General features: G+C 69.7%; 20 protein-coding genes and 1 pseudogene. 14 read left to right on the top strand and 7 right to left on the bottom strand.

The window, feature by feature from the left end; translation table 11 throughout:
* The first annotated feature begins 150 nt into the window (after positions 1-150).
* Positions 151-495, top strand: a complete 345-nt coding sequence (locus SH922_RS11670; protein ID WP_393057642.1) for a hypothetical protein — start codon at positions 151-153, stop codon at positions 493-495.
* 319 nt (positions 496-814) lie between these two features.
* Here the strand turns inward: SH922_RS11670 and SH922_RS11665 are convergent, their stop codons facing one another.
* A complete protein-coding gene (locus SH922_RS11665; protein WP_393057640.1) occupies positions 815-1135 on the bottom strand; it encodes a hypothetical protein in 321 nt (106 codons plus the stop codon).
* 389 nt (positions 1136-1524) lie between these two features.
* Positions 1525-2109, bottom strand: a complete 585-nt coding sequence (locus tag SH922_RS11660) for a GNAT family N-acetyltransferase (RefSeq protein WP_393057638.1) — start codon at positions 2107-2109, stop codon at positions 1525-1527.
* 328 nt (positions 2110-2437) lie between these two features.
* Between SH922_RS11660 and SH922_RS11655 the strand changes: the two genes are divergently transcribed.
* From SH922_RS11655 to SH922_RS11645, 3 genes and pseudogenes are all read left to right on the top strand, one after another.
* On the top strand, positions 2438-3433 hold the full coding sequence (locus SH922_RS11655) for an LD-carboxypeptidase (protein ID WP_393057636.1): 996 nt from the start codon (positions 2438-2440) through the stop codon (positions 3431-3433).
* 292 nt (positions 3434-3725) lie between these two features.
* A pseudogene (locus SH922_RS11650) lies at positions 3726-4116 on the top strand (signal peptidase I).
* A 215-nt stretch (positions 4117-4331) separates the two neighbouring features.
* Positions 4332-4799: a MarR family transcriptional regulator gene (locus tag SH922_RS11645; protein ID WP_393057634.1), complete on the top strand. Its 468-nt coding sequence runs from the start codon at positions 4332-4334 to the stop codon at positions 4797-4799.
* Between the two features lie 55 nt (positions 4800-4854).
* On the opposite strand, the gene SH922_RS11640 is transcribed toward SH922_RS11645, so the two are convergent.
* A complete protein-coding gene (locus tag SH922_RS11640) occupies positions 4855-5439 on the bottom strand; it encodes a helix-turn-helix domain-containing protein (protein WP_393057632.1) in 585 nt (194 codons plus the stop codon).
* A gap of 116 nt (positions 5440-5555) precedes the next feature.
* On the opposite strand from SH922_RS11640, the gene SH922_RS11635 reads away from it, so the two are divergent.
* The 5 genes from SH922_RS11635 to SH922_RS11615 all read left to right on the top strand — a co-directional run bounded on the left by SH922_RS11635 (position 5556) and on the right by SH922_RS11615 (position 9459).
* The gene (locus SH922_RS11635; RefSeq protein WP_393063535.1) at positions 5556-6392 is read left to right on the top strand and encodes an EamA family transporter; all 837 of its coding nucleotides are present in this window, start codon (positions 5556-5558) and stop codon (positions 6390-6392) included.
* Positions 6393-6431: 39 nt separating this feature from the next.
* A complete protein-coding gene (locus tag SH922_RS11630) occupies positions 6432-7079 on the top strand; it encodes an FMN-binding negative transcriptional regulator (RefSeq protein ID WP_393057629.1) in 648 nt (215 codons plus the stop codon).
* A gap of 42 nt (positions 7080-7121) precedes the next feature.
* Entirely contained in the window at positions 7122-7829 is a 708-nt protein-coding gene (locus SH922_RS11625) for a B3/4 domain-containing protein (protein ID WP_393057627.1), read from the top strand.
* Positions 7830-8127: 298 nt separating this feature from the next.
* Complete coding sequence (locus tag SH922_RS11620) at positions 8128-8727, top strand: hypothetical protein (RefSeq protein WP_393057625.1); 600 nt, start codon at positions 8128-8130, stop codon at positions 8725-8727.
* Positions 8728-8769: 42 nt separating this feature from the next.
* Positions 8770-9459, top strand: a complete 690-nt coding sequence (locus SH922_RS11615) for an alpha/beta hydrolase (protein ID WP_393057623.1) — start codon at positions 8770-8772, stop codon at positions 9457-9459.
* Here the strand turns inward: SH922_RS11615 and SH922_RS11610 are convergent.
* Complete coding sequence (locus SH922_RS11610; protein ID WP_393057621.1) at positions 9446-10783, bottom strand: MFS transporter; 1338 nt, start codon at positions 10781-10783, stop codon at positions 9446-9448. The genes SH922_RS11615 and SH922_RS11610 overlap by 14 nt on opposite strands.
* A gap of 516 nt (positions 10784-11299) precedes the next feature.
* On the opposite strand from SH922_RS11610, the gene SH922_RS11605 reads away from it, so the two are divergent.
* The 5 genes from SH922_RS11605 (at position 11300) to SH922_RS11585 (ending at position 15426) form a co-directional block, all read left to right on the top strand.
* Positions 11300-11743 carry a hypothetical protein gene (locus tag SH922_RS11605; RefSeq protein ID WP_393057619.1) on the top strand — a complete coding sequence of 148 codons (444 nt, stop codon included), beginning with the start codon at positions 11300-11302 and terminating at the stop codon, positions 11741-11743.
* Positions 11740-13059 (top strand): DUF1254 domain-containing protein, encoded by a 1320-nt coding sequence (locus tag SH922_RS11600; protein WP_393057617.1) that lies wholly within the window; start codon positions 11740-11742, stop codon positions 13057-13059. The genes SH922_RS11605 and SH922_RS11600 overlap by 4 nt, the downstream gene beginning before the upstream one ends.
* Before the next feature lie 15 nt (positions 13060-13074).
* Positions 13075-14439, top strand: coding sequence for a DUF1254 domain-containing protein (locus tag SH922_RS11595; protein WP_393057615.1), 1365 nt, complete (start codon positions 13075-13077; stop codon positions 14437-14439).
* Entirely contained in the window at positions 14432-15112 is a 681-nt protein-coding gene (locus tag SH922_RS11590; RefSeq protein WP_393057613.1) for a GAP family protein, read from the top strand. The genes SH922_RS11595 and SH922_RS11590 overlap by 8 nt, the downstream gene beginning before the upstream one ends.
* A gap of 89 nt (positions 15113-15201) precedes the next feature.
* Complete coding sequence (locus SH922_RS11585) at positions 15202-15426, top strand: DUF2277 domain-containing protein (RefSeq protein WP_393057611.1); 225 nt, start codon at positions 15202-15204, stop codon at positions 15424-15426.
* On the opposite strand, the gene SH922_RS11580 is transcribed toward SH922_RS11585, so the two are convergent.
* The 3 genes from SH922_RS11580 to SH922_RS11570 all read right to left on the bottom strand — a co-directional run bounded on the left by SH922_RS11580 (position 15413) and on the right by SH922_RS11570 (position 18674).
* Complete coding sequence (locus tag SH922_RS11580; protein WP_393057609.1) at positions 15413-16087, bottom strand: DedA family protein; 675 nt, start codon at positions 16085-16087, stop codon at positions 15413-15415. The genes SH922_RS11585 and SH922_RS11580 overlap by 14 nt on opposite strands.
* 296 nt (positions 16088-16383) lie before the next feature.
* Entirely contained in the window at positions 16384-16842 is a 459-nt protein-coding gene (locus tag SH922_RS11575) for a DoxX family protein (RefSeq protein WP_393057607.1), read from the bottom strand.
* 83 nt (positions 16843-16925) lie between these two features.
* Entirely contained in the window at positions 16926-18674 is a 1749-nt protein-coding gene (locus SH922_RS11570; RefSeq protein ID WP_393057605.1) for an alkaline phosphatase D family protein, read from the bottom strand.
* Positions 18675-18689 lie beyond the last annotated feature (15 nt).

The raw sequence follows: 18689 nt of genomic DNA, 5'->3' as shown, positions 1-18689 counted from the left end.
GGACGAGTTCGTCCAAGTACTGCGAGGCGACGACCAAATCCGGGGGCGGATGGGATCGAACGTGCAAATCAGAGTGATTCCTGCGAGAGCCGCTCGCTCAGATGCACGGGCTGGAGGCCGGTTGTCAGAGCCCGGTGAGAGGGTGCTGCCATGAAGGACGTGCACTTTGACTCGCCGGACGAGTCTCCGGAACACGCCGTGATCGCTCGCTTCCAGCTGGGCGGCGACGACTTCGGTGAACCTGACCAGAGGTCGTTGGTCTTTGAAGCCGAGCGGTCCATCGGGGCCGCGGTCGCTGCCGCTGGTGTTGGTGAGGTTGACGGCAATGAGTTCGGCGGGGGAGAGGTTGTGATCTACGCCTATGGCCCTGATGCCGAAGCCCTGTTCCGGGTGATGGAGCCTGGGTTGCGCATGCTTCCGTTTCGGCCGGCACACGTCGTGCTGCGCTATGGGGAGCCCGGTGACGACGTGGTGAGTGACCGTGTTGAGCTCTAGCCTCGCGCTTTCACGGAGCACGTTGCACGACGGGCCACCAGGCAAGGAAGAGGCGTTTCGAACAGCAAGAATGGCGCCGGCGAGTTCCTAATCGCAGCGCCCGCCGCACGCACTTCTCGAGTGAGCGCGCATCGTGCCGCGGCGGCGCGAGGTGTCCGATCACCGGGACTGCCCATGGGCGGGTGAGCCGGTGGCGGGTCTACTCAGGGCGGGGAACGCGGACAGCAATACCGCCGCCGACCACATCACCACAGCCCAGTTGGCCCTGGCCCAGCTCCCGAAGAGGTACCGGAGTGGGCGGACTCGCAAGGGCGCGAGGTTAGCCGTTTTCCCGGCCCGGCAGGGGCGCACCCTCCAGGAAGGCGTGATAGGTCTCGACGGCTTCCGGCTCGATTTCAGGGTTGGAGGGGCCGTAGCGGGTGTCGGTGCGGTCCCGCTTCGGCCCGGAGACCCAGAACTCCTCGTGGGTCTTCACGTCGTAGAAGTTCGCATCGAACATCGCCCCTGCCCGACGCAGTGTCCTCCCGTGAAAGTACGCAGTGCTCCAGGTCTTCGAGAAGTCCAGCCACCCGATCCACGAGGGGCCGCGGTCGGTGGCGTAGCCAGTCTTCAACTGCACGAACATGAGGCGTCGAGGCATACGCTCAGGGTCCTGCACGGACCGACCAGTGACCAGCCATTTTGCAGACGCCTACGAGACCCCGCGCCACCGCCGACAAGGGCTCGGAAAGGTGGGTACGGCATACGGCCCGATGCGCTCGTTCACCTGGAGAGTGCTCTTTCCTTGCAGCGGACAGAACCCCCGGAAAGTCCCATCGTTGCAGGTCAGGAGCGCTCTCCGCCTATCTGATCAAGACTCGCGCAAGCTCGCTCGTGAAAGCCCGAGGGCCAGAGCTGCATTTTGTGACCGGTGGCTCCGCAAGCCTCCACGGAGGAGGCCACCGGTGACGAACTTGCAAGACAGGTGTCGGTGACGATGCGCATGCCGGATCCGTGCCAGATTGGACGCGGCCGCTGCCTGAAGCGGACTCAAAGCCGCTCTTCGCGGGCTGGTACCGGCACGGCCGCCGGCCGCCACTCTCGCCTGATCAACCCGAACACCCACGAGTCGGATACCTCGCCGTTCACGACGCAGTCTTCCCGCAACGTCCCTTCACGCATGAATCCGATCTTCTCCAGGACCCGGGCCGATGCCACGTTGCGCGTATCGGTCTCGGACTGAACTCGGTTCAGGTCCAGTGTGTCGAATGCCCACTGCAGCAAAGCGTGCGCGGCCTCCGTCGCGTAGCCGTGGCCCCACATCGCTTCGTCGAGGACGTAGCCCAGCGACGCGCTGCGGTAGTCCGGGTTCCATCCGGTCAGACCGCACCAGCCGACGAAGGCCCCGTCGGAAGCACGGTCGATGGCCACGCGCGCCCCGGTGCCTTCGTCCGCCATCTTCCGGCACATCGCGATGAAGCGCTCGGCGCGGGCCCGTTCGTTCCACGGCGGGGAGTCCCAGTAGCGCATGACGTAGGTGCTGCTGTGCATCGCGAAGAGACGGTCCGCGTCGGCGTCGGTGAAGGGGCGCAGCCGCAGGCGAGCGGTGGACAGCATGGGGGTGGCCAAAGTCATGCGCGCCATCTTGTGTCCTCATGGGGCGGGCAGGAAACCGAATTTCCGATCCCGCCGCCTGCCGGCAGATCGTGCACGGCACGGCTACTCGGCCTGCCCACCGACGACCCGGACATGAACGTCACCCACAGCCGCCTCGCTCGCCAAGGCCTCCTCGCCGACCCGGACGAGCCACTCCTGGAAACGGACTCAACGAGTCGCCTGTGGAAACGCAAGGTTGGCGCACGTACGACACCGAGGCCACGCTCACCTGGGATCCTTCCGTGGAGAAGGGGAGTTGATCGGAAAATGCGTAGCCGGTTGCTGAGTGCGTCGGGATACTGCCGCGGTGACCCCTACTGAACCGCCTCAACTGCTGCGGCCTCGTGCCCTGGTGACCGGAGACCTCGTTGTCATCGCGGCACTGTCCGGACCGCTCCATGCCGGATACGCGCCCGATCTCCAGCAAGCGGTGGCCGAGCTCGAGGGGATGGGGTTCCGTGTGCGTCTCGCGCCGCTCCTCGAAGCAGGGCGGCACCGTTGGTGGAGTGCTGCGCGGCCGGACGAGATAGCCGAGGAGTTCAACGGTCTGCTGCGTGATCCCGAGGTGCGCGCGATCGTCGCGCACGACGGTGGCCAGACGGTGTTCGGATATCTCGACCTGATCGACTTCGACGCGGTCAGGGCCGATCCCAAGCCGATCCTCGGCTACAGCGACATATCGCTGCTGCACCTGGTGCTCTACGCCCGCACCGGTCTGGTCGGGTTCCATGCCGACCTGGCCACGCCCGGTCTCGGCGGGCACTGGCAGAGAGCGTCCGCGGCCCGCCGGGAGGAGCTGGGGAAGCTGTACTCGACGCTGCTCACCGGCACGGAACCGATCGGTGTGCTGCCCGCCGGTCCGTCGTGGGAGTGCTGGCGGGCCGGGCGTGCCGAAGGTCCGCTCGTCGGCGGGGTCATCAATCGCATCGCGCTGGTGCAGGCGACACCCTTTGCGCCGCCGCTCGAATGCTTCGACGGCGCGGTGCTGTTCTGGGAGGAGTTGGGCGGCCACGCATCGCATGTGTGGAGCTATTTGCAGGTACTGCGGCACAGCGGCATTCTTGATCGCATCGCCGGCATGGTCGTGGGGGTTCCTGAGGCGATCGACGGGCTCGACTCGCCCGACGGCTCCCCGATGCTGTCCGAGATCGTCCTCGACGTCCTCGGAGACCGTGACATCCCGGTCCTGGGTCACGTGGATTTCGGACACTCCGGCCCGAATCTGCCGATGCCGGTCGGTATCCGCGTCGCCCTCGATGCGCAGCAACGGACGCTGTCGCTGCTCGAACCGGCAGTGGCGTGACGTGGGGGCGGCGAGAACCGCGCTGACATCCAATGCTGACATCAACGGCCGTGCACAGGACCAGTTGTCATGGGAGTCGGGGTGGGTGGTGGATTGAGGACCGCTTCAGAACACGGGTGGGGTCACACTCAAGTTCTCGCCGCCGTAGAGGGATTCGCTGAGGACGCTGGGCCGGCCGGCACCACTCGGGGCGGTCAGGCGGAGTCCTCGATCGGTCTCGATGGTCTCGCGCGTTCACGAAGCGGTCCTTGTCCCCGTGGGGCATCCAGGCGAACTGCTAACCTCCGGCCTCGTGAAGAACAGTGTGTATGTGGGCAATGCGGGCAAGGATGCGGCACTGGACCGGGGATGGCTCCTCGGGCACTTCAAGGACGTGGGCGACCCGCGCCACAGCGAGGACGTGGAGATCAAATGGGGCGTTCACCCTCGCGGCGACGAACGTGCTCAGTGGGGTGAGGGGCGAGGATCGCACCGCGCTCCTCGTTCTGATCAGCGGCCGCTTCCGCGTTGAACTTCCCGGCCGCAGCGTCCTTCTGGAAGAGCAGGGTGATTACGTCGTGTGGGGACGCGGGGTCGACCACTCCTGGTTCGCGGAGGACGAATCGGTGGTGCTGACCGTTCGATGGCCGTCCGTGCCCGGCTATGCGGTGCAAGAGAAGAGCCCGGCGCAGACGCAGGGTTGAGCTGGGCGCAAAGAACCACGCCAGAGCCGCGGCCATTCGCCGCGCGGCAACGAGGGCGGTCGCCTTGGGCCGGACCGTGACTTCGGCGTGCGTCTTGGCCCGCTCTGGTCCTCTTGGGCCGGTAGCGGCAAGGTGGCGCCCGGGTCGATCTTGACCTCGACTCAGCTTGAGGTTTTACGGTGCTTGCATCAGCGATCGATCAGGGGGCATCGCACATGACGACCCAGCACACCTCCGACACCGAACTCGCCGCACAACCGGCCGCGTACTGGACCGGGGTGGCCTACGAGGCGCTCATCTCGTTCATCCGGGCTCGGCAGGCCGAACTGGGCTTCACTCAGCCCCAGTTCTGGCTGCTGCGCAATCTGTCGGCGAACGACATCTCACCCGACGGCCGTGGCATGACCATCCCTGAACTCCAGCAGGCCATGAGCTCCTACATCAGGCCCGAGGACGACCTGAAGGCAGAGGCGGACGTCCTGTTGGCGCGTGGTTGGCTCACCGTCGACGACGAAGTGCGGCTGTGGATCACCGAGTCGGGCGAGGAGGCCCGTGTCGGTCTCAAGCGGCACGCCCCGGCCATCCGGGCCCGCATTCACCAGGACATCGACGACGCCGACTACGTCACCGCGGTGAAAGTGCTCCAGCAGTTGATCCGGAACACCGGCGGCACCCTGGCCTGAGCCCGCCCCCACGGCCACCGGGGCCGCCGGTTCCGGGCGTCGGCGGGCGGTGCCGTCAGGCGGCCGAGGCCGGGCCGGGCGGCAGGTGGACCGTCATGATCAGGTGGCAGGTCTGGGGGCCGACGCCGCGGTAGGTGTGGGGGGCGTCGGCGTCGAAGGTGGCCGTCTGGCCGGCCTCCACGTGGTGTTCGGTGCCGTCGACGATCAGTGTCATCCGGCCGGAGGTGACGCTGACCGTTTCCACGACCCCGGCCTGGTGCGGATGGCTGGGGTACTCCTCGTCCGGTTCCAGACGCCAGCGCCAGACCTCGACCGGGGCCGCGCCCGAGGTCGTCAGCATGAGCCGGGCCTCGCTGCCCTGCGATCCGGTCCACAGAGGGGTCACGGCGTCGGCCGTCACTACGCGGACGCGGCCTTCCGGCGGTCCTTCCATCAGTGCGGACACCGAGATGCCGAGTGTGTCGGCCAGTCGGACCAGAGTGGCGAAGTTGGGGTTGCCCTGAGCCTTCTCCAGGCCCACCAGCGCGCCCTTGCTGACCTGTGCGCGCCGGCCGAGCTCGTCCAGGGACAGGCCCGCGCGGGTGCGGGCCGCTCTGACGTTGTGTGCGAGCGTCCGCAGCGCCGTGTCCGTCTCGGCCATCCGATCACCATCCTTGCGAGGACCACTGGAATGCACCGTGCGGTCGTTTGGTTGACACTGGGCGGTCGGTTTGTTGTACCTTTGGGTCGTTCCATTGAATGATAAGGGATGTGCCCGTGATTGCTCTGCTGCTGGCCCTGGGTAGCTCACTCGCCTACGGATGCGCCGATTTCCTCGGCGGCCTCGGGGCCCGCAAGGCTCATGTGCTGCGCACCGTGATGATCGCAGCCCCGGCCTCCCTCGCGGTCGAACTACTGCTGTGGCCGTTCCTCGGCGCCTCGTTCGGTGCCGGGGCCCTGGGCTGGGGCGCCGCCTCCGGTGTCGCGTCGGCCGTCGCGTTCGCCCTGCTCTACAAGACGCTGGCGATCGGCCCAATGAGCGTGCTGTCACCTGTGACCGCACTGGTGTCCGCCGTGCTGCCCGTGGGCGTCGGCCTGCTGCAGGGTGAGCGCCTGGGCGTCGCCGGGCTGGTGGGTCTGCCGCTCGCCCTGGCCGCGGTGGTGCTGGTCAGCGCCGGGCACGGCTCGGGGTCGGTGCGGCCCTCGCGTACGGCGCTGCTGCTGGCACTCGGTGCGGGCGCCGCCATCGCCCTCCAGCTGATCTTCCTGCACCAGGCGCCGTCCGACAGTGGGGTCGCGCCGCTGATCATCGGCAGGGCGGTGTCCTCGGCGGTCACCCTGGGCGTGGCCGCGCTGATGATCCGCAGGCTGGGATCCGAGCGGCCCGCCTACGCGATGGCCGCCACCGCCGGCGTGCTGGACTCGGTAGCGAACCTGCTCTTCCTGCTCGCCGCCCGCAGCGGAGACCTCGCGGTCGTCGCCGTCATCACCGCCCTCTACCCGGCCGGCACCGTCCTCCTCGCCCGCAGCGTGCTGGCCGAGCGCATCCACCGCGGCCAGCTCATCGGGCTCGGCACCGCCGCCGCTGCCGTCAGCCTCCTCGCCCTCACCTGAGCCTCCCGCCCGCAGCATCTGTCACGTACAAGGAGCAGCATGTTCATCCAGCCCTGGGACGCCGCCCTGGACGAAGCCGAATGGCAGACCTGGATCGCCGGCGGCCACGACTTCGGACAGCTGAGCGTCAACGGTCTGCCCGGCCGCCCGCCCGCCGTCGTCCCCACCCACTTCACCATCGACGGCAGCGACCTGCTGATCCACCTCGCCCGGCCCAACCCGGTCTGGGAGGCGATCGAGCACGACCCGAACGTCACCTTCACCGTCATCGGCGACTACGCCTTCATCCCCGCACCCTGGCGCGCCAAGCCCGGCACCCCGCCCACCGACGGCGTGCCGACCAGCTACTACGCGGCTGTGCAGTTCGCATGCCGAGCCACCGTCGTCGACGACCCCGAGGGCAAGGCAGAGCTGCTGCGCCGCCAGCTCGCCCACCTCCAGCCCGACGGCGACCACGCCCTCGTCGCCGTCGACCAGCCCCCGTACGGCCGGATGCTGCCCGGTATCCGCGGGCTTCGCCTCGGGGTCACCGAGGTCATGGCCAAGTTCAAGTACGACGACCACAAACCCGTCGAGCACCGTACGGCCGTGGCCGACAGCCTCACCCGACGCGCGAAGGGCCTCGACGCCCCCACCGCGGAACAGCAGCGCCGACGCCTGGACCGTATCGGCCCGTGGAAGGCCTGACTTCCGTCACCGTTGTACGTACGAAAGAAAGAGCATTCGATCATGACCGAATTCCGCCTCGCCCCCGCCGTCGCCGACGCCTTCCCCGACACCCTCATCGCCGTCGTCACCGCCACCGGCCTGCGCGGCCGCGAGGACTGGCCGGACACGACCGCCGCGTTGGGGGAACTGGAGCAGCAACTCGCCGACGGCGCCTGGCAGCCCGCCGACGAGACCGACCCCCGCATCGAGGCGTGGCACACCGCCTACCGCTCCTTCGGCACCAACCCCCGGCGCATCCGCCCCAGCGTCGACGCGCTCGGCAGGCGCTTCGCCAAGAAGGGGGCGTTGCCGCGCATCAACCCGCCCGTCGACTCCTACAACGCCGTCTCCGTTCGTCACGGTCTGCCCGCAGGCGCCTTCGACCTCGACCAGGTCACGGGCGGCATCGACATCCGCTACGCGGACGGCAGCGAGGAGTTCACCCCGCTCGGCGAACCCGACACCGTCGAGAGCCCCAAGCCCGGCGAGATCATCTACGCGGACACGGGCGGCGTCCTGACCCGGCACTGGAACCACCGCGACGCCCATCGCACCCGCGTCACCGAGGACTCCACCCACGTCGCGTTCATTCTCGAAACGCTCCACGCCACCCGCGACGGCCACCTCCTGAAGGCCGCAGCACCGGAACTCCAGGAGCTGCTTGCCCCGCACGCCCAGCAGACGGCCGTGCAGTACCTCGGCCCGGCACAGTCTCGGATCACCGTGTGAGGAGTGCCGCCGGTCGCCGGTGCCGCCCGGCGGGAACGTCTCCGTGGTTCGGGAAGCTGTGTCTGGTGAAACCGGCCAACGACGACGACTGGTACATGGGCAGCCTGAACGACGACGGCAGCGCCGTCTGTTGGAGCGCGTACCCCGATCTCTACGAGGCGCTTCGGGGGCTGCAATCACGGCGCCGGTCGATCCGGGGGAGCCGCGTGCGGCTGGACCATGAGAACGCCGTCCCCCGCGGGCTTCGGCGTTGCCGCTGCACCTCGGCAACTCACTGCCCGGAGGGCACAATCGAGTGATGGATCCCCATGGCAGGGCAAGGGCGTTGCAGGGCCCGGACGAGCTGCGAAGACTCTTCTCGCTCGTCCTCGACCAGGTCGACCCCGACACGCTGGGCCTCGAATACCGGTTGGTCGGGACCGGCGCCGCGCTGGCGCAGGGAGTCCCGCTGCCTGTGGGTGACGTGGATGTCCTGGTCGGCCGCCGGGACGACGTCGACGGATTCGCAGCCGGGCTGTCCGGGTTCCCGTGCCTGAACGCACCGGCCTGGCTGCCCGACGCGCGGCAGTACTTCACGCGGTTCAGGGTCGACGGGACAGATGTGGAGATCAGTACGGTCGAGTGGCCGGCCGACACTGATACGTTCGAGTGCACGGGACGCGGCCCCTGGGAGCACTGTGTACGGGTCCGGTTCGGCAGTCATGTCGTTCCCGTCGTCCGCCTGGAGCTGAGGTTGGTCTCCGAGCTTGTCCGGAAACGTCCCGACCGGATTGCGCCCCTGATCGAGCACATGCGGGTGCACGGCGCTGATCTCCCTCTCGTGCGGAGGGCCATGAGTGGGCGTCAGGTCGAGCCGAAGCTGCAGGACCGAGTCATGGAACAGCTCCAGAAGCAATGAACAGCTTCGGAATCGAAGGCTGTGCGGAATCGAGGAACCATCATGAACGGTGTCGTGTTGGTGCACGGTCTGTACCACGATCCACGCCACTTCGACCTGGTCGTCGCTGAGTTGCGTGCCGATGGGATCGACGTCGCCGTTCCGGAACTGCACCGGGGCTCGCTCCAGGCCGATACCGAAGCCGTACAGGCAGTCGTTGATGCCATGGAGGAACCACCCCTGGTGGTGGGGCACTCCTACGGCGGGTCCGTCATCACCGGGCTGACGGGTGTCGGCCACTTGGTGTACCTGGCGGCCTTTGTGCCTGCGGAGGGGGAGAGCGCGGCCGGTCTCGGCGGCTCGACCGCACTTCTGGTTTCCTCCGTCGTGCGGGACGAGGACGGCCTCACCCACGTGGATGCGGCGGCGGCCGTGGACGTGTTCTACGGCGACGCCCCGAGGGAGCGAGCGGTCTGGGCGGCGTCGTTGCTGCGGCCACAGAAGCCCGGGTGCGGCCGAGGTGTGCCGACACGCCAGTCATGGCGGAGCACGCCGTCCACCTACATCGTCTGCAGCCAGGACCGCGCGATCGACCCCGGTGTGCAGAGGGAAATGAGCAGGCGCTGTTCCAGCACATTGACCTGGAACACGAGCCATTCGCCCTTCATCAGCGAACCCGGGAGAGTTGCTGCCGCACTGCGCGGTCTGCTTTCGCCCAAGGCCGGGCGCCGTCCCGAGATCAACGACGGGTGACCGAGGGCTCCGGAACAGTGCGGGTGCTGCTCAGCGGTCCCGTCAGTCCCGTCAGCTGTTCGCACGGAAGGTGTCTGCCCAGGCGTGCCAGCGGGGAGAACGCCATGAACAGCGGGGACAGCGAGAGGGCGACGGCGGTCACCAGCAGGCTCGTACGCAGTCCCCAGTGGCCCGCCAGGAAGCCGCCCAGCAGGGATCCGACCGGGGTCAGGCCCATGCCGGCGAAGTTGATGGTCGCCACGACCCGGCCCTGTATCCGTACGGGCGTGATGGCCTGCCGCACGGCCATCATCGTGACGTTGACCAGCTGACCGAAGGTGCCGAAGGCGAAGTTGACGCCGATGAGTACGGGGAGCGTGACGGCCGCCGAGCCGTGCAGCGCCGGTACGCACAGCATCACGCCGTCCGCGATCACCGCCGAGGACACCAGCACCTTGCCGTATCCGAGTCTTTCCGGCAGCCTCGCCGCCACCAGCGACCCCACGACCGCGCCCGGGCCCATCGCGGCGAGCGCCAGGCCGATGGCCGTGCCCGACAGGTGCAGTCCGCGCGGGAGGTACAGCAGGTAGACGGTCATCAGGGCGGCGAACCAGAACTGGAAGAGGGCCGAGGCCACACCCACCGCCCGCAGTGACGCGTTGCCGGCCACGAAACGGAGGCCTTCGTGGATCTGCCTCCAGATGCGGGCCCGGCCGTCGCCGGGCGGCGGTACCGGTTCGCGCCTGCGGATCCGCCAGATCGACACGGACGAGAGCACGAAGAAGAACGCGCCGGTGACGACGGCGACCGGGCCCGAGAACACCGACACCAACGTGCCACCGAGTGCCGGGCCGCCGATCTGCGCCGCGGATCTGCTGCCCTCCAGCGCACTGTTGCCCTGCAACAACCGGTCACGGTCCACGAGTCGTACGAGCGAGGCCTGGTACGCCACGTCGAAGAACACGCTCAGTACGCCGACGAGCAGCGCGACCAGGAACAGTACGGGCAGCCCGAGGAAGCCCAGTAGAAAGGCTGCGGGGATCACCGCCAGCGCGAGTGCCCGTCCGCCGTCGGCCAGCACCATCACCGTACGGGCGCGCCGACGGTCCACCCACGCGCCCGCGAAGAGCGACAGCAGCAGGATCGGCGCCTGCTCCACCGCGCGCAGGGCGCCGAGTTGACCGGAACCCGCATTGAGCGACATCACGGCGACGAGCGGCAGGATCACCTGCGTGGCCTGCGCCCCGAGCTGCGACGTGGTCTGGCCCACCCACAGCCTGCGGAAGTCGGCGTCCCGCCACAGGCTCGGCGGGGTTCCGGCCCGGCTGCTGTCGGCCGCCTTCATCGCGCGCTCCGGATGCGCGGGCCATCGGGCCCGGATACAGGGGGAGTTGGGGTGGGGGAGTTTCGGGTGTGCGGCGCCGGTTGCACGAGGGCTCCTTGAGCTGCGGAGGACAACGCTCGCCGGCCGGGGCACGGGAAAGTGCACCGGTGGTTCGGGCGAGAAGGGCTCGCTGTGCCGCAGACCAGAGGCAGCACGCGATGACGGGTCGATCACGACCTGCGACGTCAGCGCGCGCTCGGGCGACCGGGCATCTCCACTCCTGCCTGAAGGATCAGTTGGTGGTCGAAGGTTAGCCGTCCGGGTCCCCGCGGGGGAGCGATTTTCCGGCCCGCACAGGGTCACAGTCGCCCCGGGAAGCGGTACAGGGCCGCTGAAGCGGTAGCCGGCCGGGGAGCCGGGGAAGGCCGGAGGCTGCGCCCCACCCCTGTCACCCGTATGGCCGCGTCCGAGTGGTCGCGCCCGGACGTGCCGAGCAGGGTCGGTCTGACGTGCAGTCCCACCGGCCCAGGAGTACTCATGGCACAGACCGCGCCCACGCCGGGCACTTCTCCCTCGCCCCCGTCCCACCCCGGGGGCATCAACCCCTGGGCGGCCGGCGGGATCATGTTCGCCGGTGTTCTGCTGATGGTCGACGGGGTGCTGGGGGCGATCAAGGGCATTTCCGGGATCGCCTCCGACGACGTCTACGCACGGATCAACAACTACGTCTTCGAGTTCAACGTGACGACCTGGGGATGGATCCACCTCATTCTCGGCGTCATCATCGCCGTCGTCGGCTGGGGCATCCTCAAGGGCTCCGTCTGGGCGCGCGGCGCCGGTGTGGGGCTGGCGGCGCTCAACATGATCGCCAACTTCATGTGGCTGCCCTACCAGCCGGTCTGGGCCGTCGTCTCCCTCGCGATCGACACCTTCGTGATCTGGGCCCTGTGCACGGACCGTTCGAAGTCCGTCATCGGATGAGCGCCGGCGACGGCGCCGGCCCGGCGCGTTCCACAGCGGCGGACGCCTGGATATGGGGGTATCCGCTGCTGCAGAACTACCGCACGATGTACCCGCAGGCCGTCGATCCGGACGACCCCCGTTCGGTCGGTGGCTTCGGGCGGTTCCGGCACTACTCGCAGCCGTTCACCCCGGCCAACACCGATGTGGTGACGCCCAACAACGACACCCCGTACTCCTGGGCGTGGCTCGATCTGCGCGACGAGCCATGGGTGGTCTCCGTGCCCGCGGTCGACCGCTACTACGTGCTGCCGTTCCACGACCTCGACACCTCGTACGTGGGGTACATCGGTACGCGTACGACCGGGAAGGAAGCCGGGGACCACCTCGTCGCGGGACCCGGGTGGCGGGGGCAGGTGCCCGACGGGATCAGCGGGGTGCTGCGTGCGGACACCTTCCTCGTCGGGATTCTCGGGCGTACGTATCTGGCGGGGACCGAGGACGTGGCGGCGCTGCGGGCGGTCCAGGAGCAGTACCGGCTGCGACCGCTGTCGGAGTTCCTCGACACGGCCGCCCCGCACCCGGTCGGTGAACCCGTCTGGCCCGTGTGGCGCGAGGAGGACCTGGACAGTGCCGAGTTCTTCACGCTGCTCGACTTCCTGCTCCAGTTCTTCCCCGTACTCGACAGCGAACGGGATCTGCGTGAACGTCTCGCCGCGCTCGGCGTCGACGGCAGCGGCGAGTTCGAGCCCGCAGCCCTGAAGCCGGAGATCCAGGAGGCGGTCCGGCTGGGGATCGCCGACGCACGGGAGCGGCTGGAGAAGGCCAAGGGCGGCGCCGCCGACTCGGCCGGCTGGTTCGGTACGCGGGCCGAGCACGGGGACGACTACCTGACCCGGGCCGTCGGCGTAGACAAGGGGCTCTACGGGCTGCCGTCCGCCGAGGCCTGGTACGCCGGCTGGCTGGAGGACGACCGCGGGAACCGGCCGCCGGACGCCTCCGCCCGCGACTACACCGTGCACTTCCCGGCCGGGCAGCTGCCGCCCGCCCGGTTCTTCTGGTCCGCCACCATGTACCGGCTGCCCGAGCGGCTGCTCGTCGACAACCCCGCCGACCGCTACTCGATCGGGGACCGCACCCCGGGCCTGCTGTACGACGAGGACGGCGGACTGACCCTCCACGTACGGAAGGACCGGCCCGAGGAACCGAAGCAGGCCGCCAACTGGCTGCCCGCGCCCGACGGGCCCTTCACCATCGCGGTCCGCGTGTACGGGCCGGAGCCGTCCGTTCTGGACGGCGGCTGGTCCATGCCGACGCTCGCCGTGCACGACCACTGAAGGGGGAGGTTCTCCATGTCCGAGGAGCACACGAACCGGCTCGTCGAGCTGGCTGCCGAGGCGTACGTCTACGGGTATCCGCTCGTCTTCGACCTGTCGATGGTCGAGACGTGCCTGCACAAGGGGTTCGGCACGCTGGCTGCCGCGCCCTTCAACCAGTTCTCCCACGCCGACCGGCTCGCCGGCGCCGACACGCACTTCGTGTCCGTCAACAACGACACCGTGTACTCGATCGCCCACCTCGACCTGTCCGGCGGACCGGTCCGGCTGCACGTCCCGGACACCGACGGGGCTTACTACGTCCTCCAGTTCGTCGACGCCTGGTCCAACAACTTCGCGTACGTCGGCAGCCGGGCCACAGGGACGGAGGCGGGCGGCTGGCTCGTCGCGCCGCCCGGCTGGGCGGGCACCGCGCCCGACGACGTGCGCGGGGTGATCGACGCCCCCACCGCCGTCGTCACCATCGTCGGCCGCAACGCCTGCGACGGTCCCGAGGACCTGGAGCGGCGGGTCCGCGCCCTCCAGGAGCAGCTCACCCTCACCCACCTCGAACCGGGCGAGCACCGCACCGGTCTGCCCGCACCCGACGCCGGGGTGCCGGCGGAGCTCCGCTTCTTCGAGCAGCTCAGGGTGTGGATGGCCGACTTCCCGCCGTCCGCCGCGGACCGCGCCTATCAGGACCGGTTCCAGCCGCTGGGGCTCCTGGAGGAGGGGCCTTCGCCGTACGTCCCGGCCGGTTCCGCTCTCGTACGCGCCCTGACCGAGGGGCTGGCGCTGGGCAAGGAACGGGTGGAGGCGGCCGGCCGGTCGGGGGACGGGGGCGGTGGGGGATGGTCGATGAATCCTCACCTCTTCGACTACAACCTGGACTGGTTCGGCGTCGGGACCATCGACTCGCCCGAGTGGAAGATCGCAGACCGGGAGGCCTCCTACCTGGCCAGGGCCGTGGCGGCCCGCATCGGGCTGTGGGGGAACCACGGCTACGAGGCCGTGTACGCGCAGACCTTCCACGACGCCGGCGGTGCGCCGCTCAGCGGTGCGCACCGCTACGAGCTGCGCTTCGAGGAGTCGCCGCCGGTCGACGCGTTCTGGTCCGTGACCATGTACGACACCCCGGACTACTTCCTCGTCGCCAACCCGGCGGGGCGGCACTCGATCGGGGACCGTACACCCGGGATCGTGCGCGCCGACGACGGGTCGCTGACCGTCCACATCAGCCGGGAGCGGCCGGCCGACCCGGACGCGGCGGCGAACTGGCTGCCTGCGCCCGAGGGGGAGTTCCGGCCCGTGCTCAGGCTCTACAGGCCGCAACCGGCCGTCCTCGACGGGCGGTACGAGATCCCCGTCGTCAGGCGGGTCGCCGGTGGTGGCCGTGGGTGACGCGATCGGGCAGATGCTGGCGTCCGCCGTCGGCATCGCCATCAGCCCGGTGCCGCTGATCGCCGTCATCCTCATGCTCGCCACCCCGCGCGGCCGGTCCAACGGCATCGCGTTCGCGCTCGCCTGGACGGTTTCGCTCGCCGTCCTGGTCACGGTGGTCGTGCTCGCGGGCTCGGGGGCCGGCGCCTCCAAGGGCGACGAGGGCCCCGCCACCTGGACCCTGTGGCTGAAACTGGGGCTGGGCGCGCTGTTCGTGCTGATGGCGGCCAAGCAGTGGAAGGAGCGGCCGAGGGAGGGGCAGGATGCCGAGCAGCCCAAGTGGATGCAGGCGATCGACGGGTTCACCCCCGGCAAGTCGGCGGGGCTGGCGGCCGCGCTGGCCGTAGCCAACCCGAAGAACCTGGTGCTGGCGGTCGGCGGTGCGGTCTCCATCGCGTCCAGCACGGCGGACGGGGGCGGGAAGGCCGTCGCCGGCGTGCTGATGGTGGTCGTCGCTTCGCTCTGCACCACGCTGCCGCTGGCCGTCTACCTCTTCGGCGGGGAGCGGTCCTCGGAGGTGCTGGGGGACTGGAAGACCTGGATGGGCCGGCACAACGCCGCGATCATGACGACGGTGCTGGTCGTGCTCGGTGCCAAGTACATCGGGGACGCGATCAGCGGGCTGGCCGGCTGACGGGCCGGGCCAGGGGTGCGCCGTGGCCGGTGAGCCGGGGCGCACCCCTGGCCCGGGACGTTGTCAGTGCTGCGGTCCACACTGGAGACATGTGCCGCAGTATCAAGACCCTTCGTCCACCGGCCCTCCCCGAAGAGGCGACCGAGGAGGACATCCGCGCCGCCGCCCTGCAGTTCGTCCGCAAGGTGTCCGGCTTCCGCGCCCCGGCCGCGCACAACAGGGAGGTCTTCGACCAAGCCGTCGACGAGATCGCCGAAGCGACCGCCAGACTGCTGGACGGTCTGGAAGTGCGGGGTGGCGTCAGGACGGCGTAGGGACCGAGACCGGGGCGGACGCTGCGGCGGCCGCCGCAGCGGGGCGCTTCATCAGGAGTGCGGCGAACGCCCCCGCGACGAACAGGGCCAGGACCGACAGGGCCGTGCCCAGCCAGGTCGCGCCGAGCCAGTGTGCGCCGAAGTAGCCGAGGCCCACGCTGTAGCCCGCCCAGGCCACGCCTGCCACGGCCGACCACGGCAGGAATTCCTTCACGTTGCGGTGCGAGGCGCCGGCGCCCAGCGAGACGACCGAGCGGCCGGCCGGTGCGAAGCGGGCGATGACGACGAGGATCCCGCCGCCGCGGCTGAGTGCCGCGCCGAGACGTTCCTGCGCCGAGGTGAGACGGCGCGAGCGGGCGATGGCGCGGTCCAGGCGCGCGCCGCCGCGCCAGGCCAGCCGGTACGCGACGAGGTCGCCGAGGACCGAGGCGGTGGCCGCGCAGAGGATCAGGGCCAGGACCGAGGGGACCTCGGTCACGTTCCGGGCCGCGCCTGCGGCGTCGGCGGCCACGCTGGTGGTGCCGGCGGCGGCGGCCGTGGCGGCCGTGATCACGAGGACCCCGCTCGGCAGTACGGGAAGGAAGACGTCCAGCAGCACGGAGAGGGCGACCACGGCGTAGATCCATGGGCTGCTGGTCAGCGCACCCACACTCTCGAGCACCTTCTACTCCCCGATTCGTGACAACGCCGCGACGTCGCAGGGGAGCGGCAGGAGCGGCAGGGACAGCTGTACAGCGTACGCCTGCCGTTCACCTGGAGATCCCTATATATGCGTGATGTTGGGCATCTCACGTGAGTCACGGCCGTACCGCGGGCACCGCATCGCGCTGCCGCGCCCGCAGTTGGTGTCCTCCTGCGCCCGTACCTCGTGCACGCCGGGGAGCGGTTCCCGGCGTGCACGAGGTCTCGCTGCGGGCCCGGTCGGCGCGAACCCGTGCGGTGGGCGTGCGGATCGCGTCAGGCGGCGACCGGGGAGCTCGGCTCGGCTGCGCGGTCCTGGTCGCTCCTCGCGGTGGTGCGGGACGTGAACAGCCGGTCCAGGGCCAGGGCGCCGGGGCCGGTGAAGACGAGCAGCAGGAAGGCCCAGCAGTAGACGGCCGAGGGCTCGCCGCCGTTCTCCAGCGGGAAGAGCGCCTCGGGCTGGTGAACCTTGAAGTACGCGTACGCCATGGAGCCGGACGAGACGAAGGCGGCGATACGGGTGCCGAGGCCCAGTGCCACGAGGCCGCCGCCGACGAGCTGGATGACCGCCGCGTACCAGCCGGGCCAGGTGCCGGCAGGTATGGAGCCGCCGCCCATGGCGCCGCCGAGGATGCCGAAGAGCGAGGCGGCGCCGTGGCAGGCGAAGAGCAGGCCTACGACGATGCGGAAGAGCGCGAGGGCGTAGGGCTGGGCTTGATTCAGGCGTGTGTACATGGGGGGAGAGCTCCTTCGGTCTGGTGGGGACGTGAACCGACTGAGCGCCACAGATTAGGTAGACCTCACCAATACTTGCAAGTTCAACGTTTTGTCGACTGGCTGAAACTCGACGGTGCGTCGTCGGTCAGTGAGCGGTCGAAGACCAGCTCCAGTACGGTCCCCGTCCTCCTCGACTTGGCCTGAACCAATGACAACGCGGCTTTCCGGCCACTCAAGGTCAGTGTCATCAGCTGATTGCCGAACCACGGCCCGTCCGTCCTGTGCCACCGCACCGACGGCGTTCCGGTGCGCCCGTGCCGTGCCAGCAGCCGGCCGAGCAGCCGTCCCGTCCGGCTCCAGGCGAAACGGAAGCCGCCCCTGAGCGGTGCGGGAATGGAGTTGTGCACGGGAGAGCAGGTCAGCTGCAGAACGCGGGCCGTCGGTGCGGCGCCGGGGGCCGGAGCGGACGCTGCGGGCTCCGCGATGTACGCATGGTGCACATCGCCCGACAGCACGCATACCGTCGCCGGGGCCTCGGGTCCCTCGGCCACCTCCCGGATCAGCTCCGTCAGCCGCTCGAACGACTCGGGGAAGGCCGCCCAATGCTCCAGGTCGGAGCGCCGGCGCAGGAACTCGCCGACGCGCGCCCAGCGGCCGTCCGGCCCGCCCCGCTCGCCCCGGCACAGTGCGGAGCTCCACTGCTCCGCGTCATGGACCAGGGGCGGCAGCAGCCACGGCAGTGAGGTGCCTATCAGAAGGTGGTCGCAGGAACCGGGCGCGAACAGGGCCTCCTCCCGCAGCCACTGAGCCTCCTGCGGGTGGAGCATCGCCCGCTGCTGTTCGTCGAGCACCCGGGCTGCACGGCTGTCGACCATGAGCAGCCGTACTCGGCCGAAAATGCGCCGGTAGCTCCAGCGGGTGCGGGTGGGGTCGGCTGCGGCCTCGGCGGCGAATCGACGCACCGCATCCGTGGCGTCCGCGGTGGCGTGCACCGCCGTGTGCAGTGGGTCCGCGGCGATTTCGGCGGGGGAGAGATTGCCCAGATGCTGGTAGACCCAGTACGACATCAGCCCGCTGACGATCCGCTCGTGCCACCAGGACGTGGCCCGGATGTCGGCCAGCCAGGCGGCGCTGGTGTTCCAGTCGTCGATGACGTCGTGATCGTCGAAGATCATGCAGCTGGGAACCGTCGAGAGCAGCCACCGCACCTCGGGGTCGCGCCACGACTCGTCGTACAGGCAGGTGTATTCGTCGTAGTCCGCCACCTCCGCCCCCGGCGGCTCGTCCAGATCGCGCCGCGCCGCCAGCCTGCGGCGGGTCGCCTCGGAGGTCTCGTCCGCGTACACCTGGTCGCCCAGGAGCAGCAGGACGTCGGGGCGCACGGCGTCGGGGTCGGATGCGAGGCGTGCTGCGAGCGTGTCCAGGGCGTCCGGGCCGACGGGGTCCGTCCGGCCCGGCAGGTGGCCGTCGGCGGGCGGCGCCGCCCAGCGGCAGGAGCCGAACGCGACCCTGACCGTCCCGGGTCCTGCCTCCTCGCCGTCGTCCGCCGCGGTGGGTACGGGCGGGGTGGTGATCGTGCTCGGCGGGAAGGGGTACTGCTCGGGCGGCCACACCGTGCGGTCGTCGAGCAGTACCTCGTACGGGGTGGTGGAGTCGGGCGTCAGTCCGGTCACGACCACCAGGGCGTAGTGGTGCCCGGCGACCGCGAAGGTGCGGGACGAGCCCGACGCCCCGTCCGGGCACCGGACTTCGACCGTGCACGGCCGGTCCGCCTCGACCCAGACGGTCGCGGTGCAGGCGGTCTCCCAGTCGATGTACCGCAGCAGTGGTCCCAGGCGCAGCCCGGCCATGTGGTGCTCCTCGCG

Origin of the sequence: Streptomyces sp. LN549 (assembly GCF_043203805.1) — a bacterium.
GTDB lineage: Bacteria > Actinomycetota > Actinomycetes > Streptomycetales > Streptomycetaceae > Streptomyces.
Note: the sequence above shows the minus strand (reverse complement) of the source record. Positions and strands in the feature narration are given on the sequence as shown.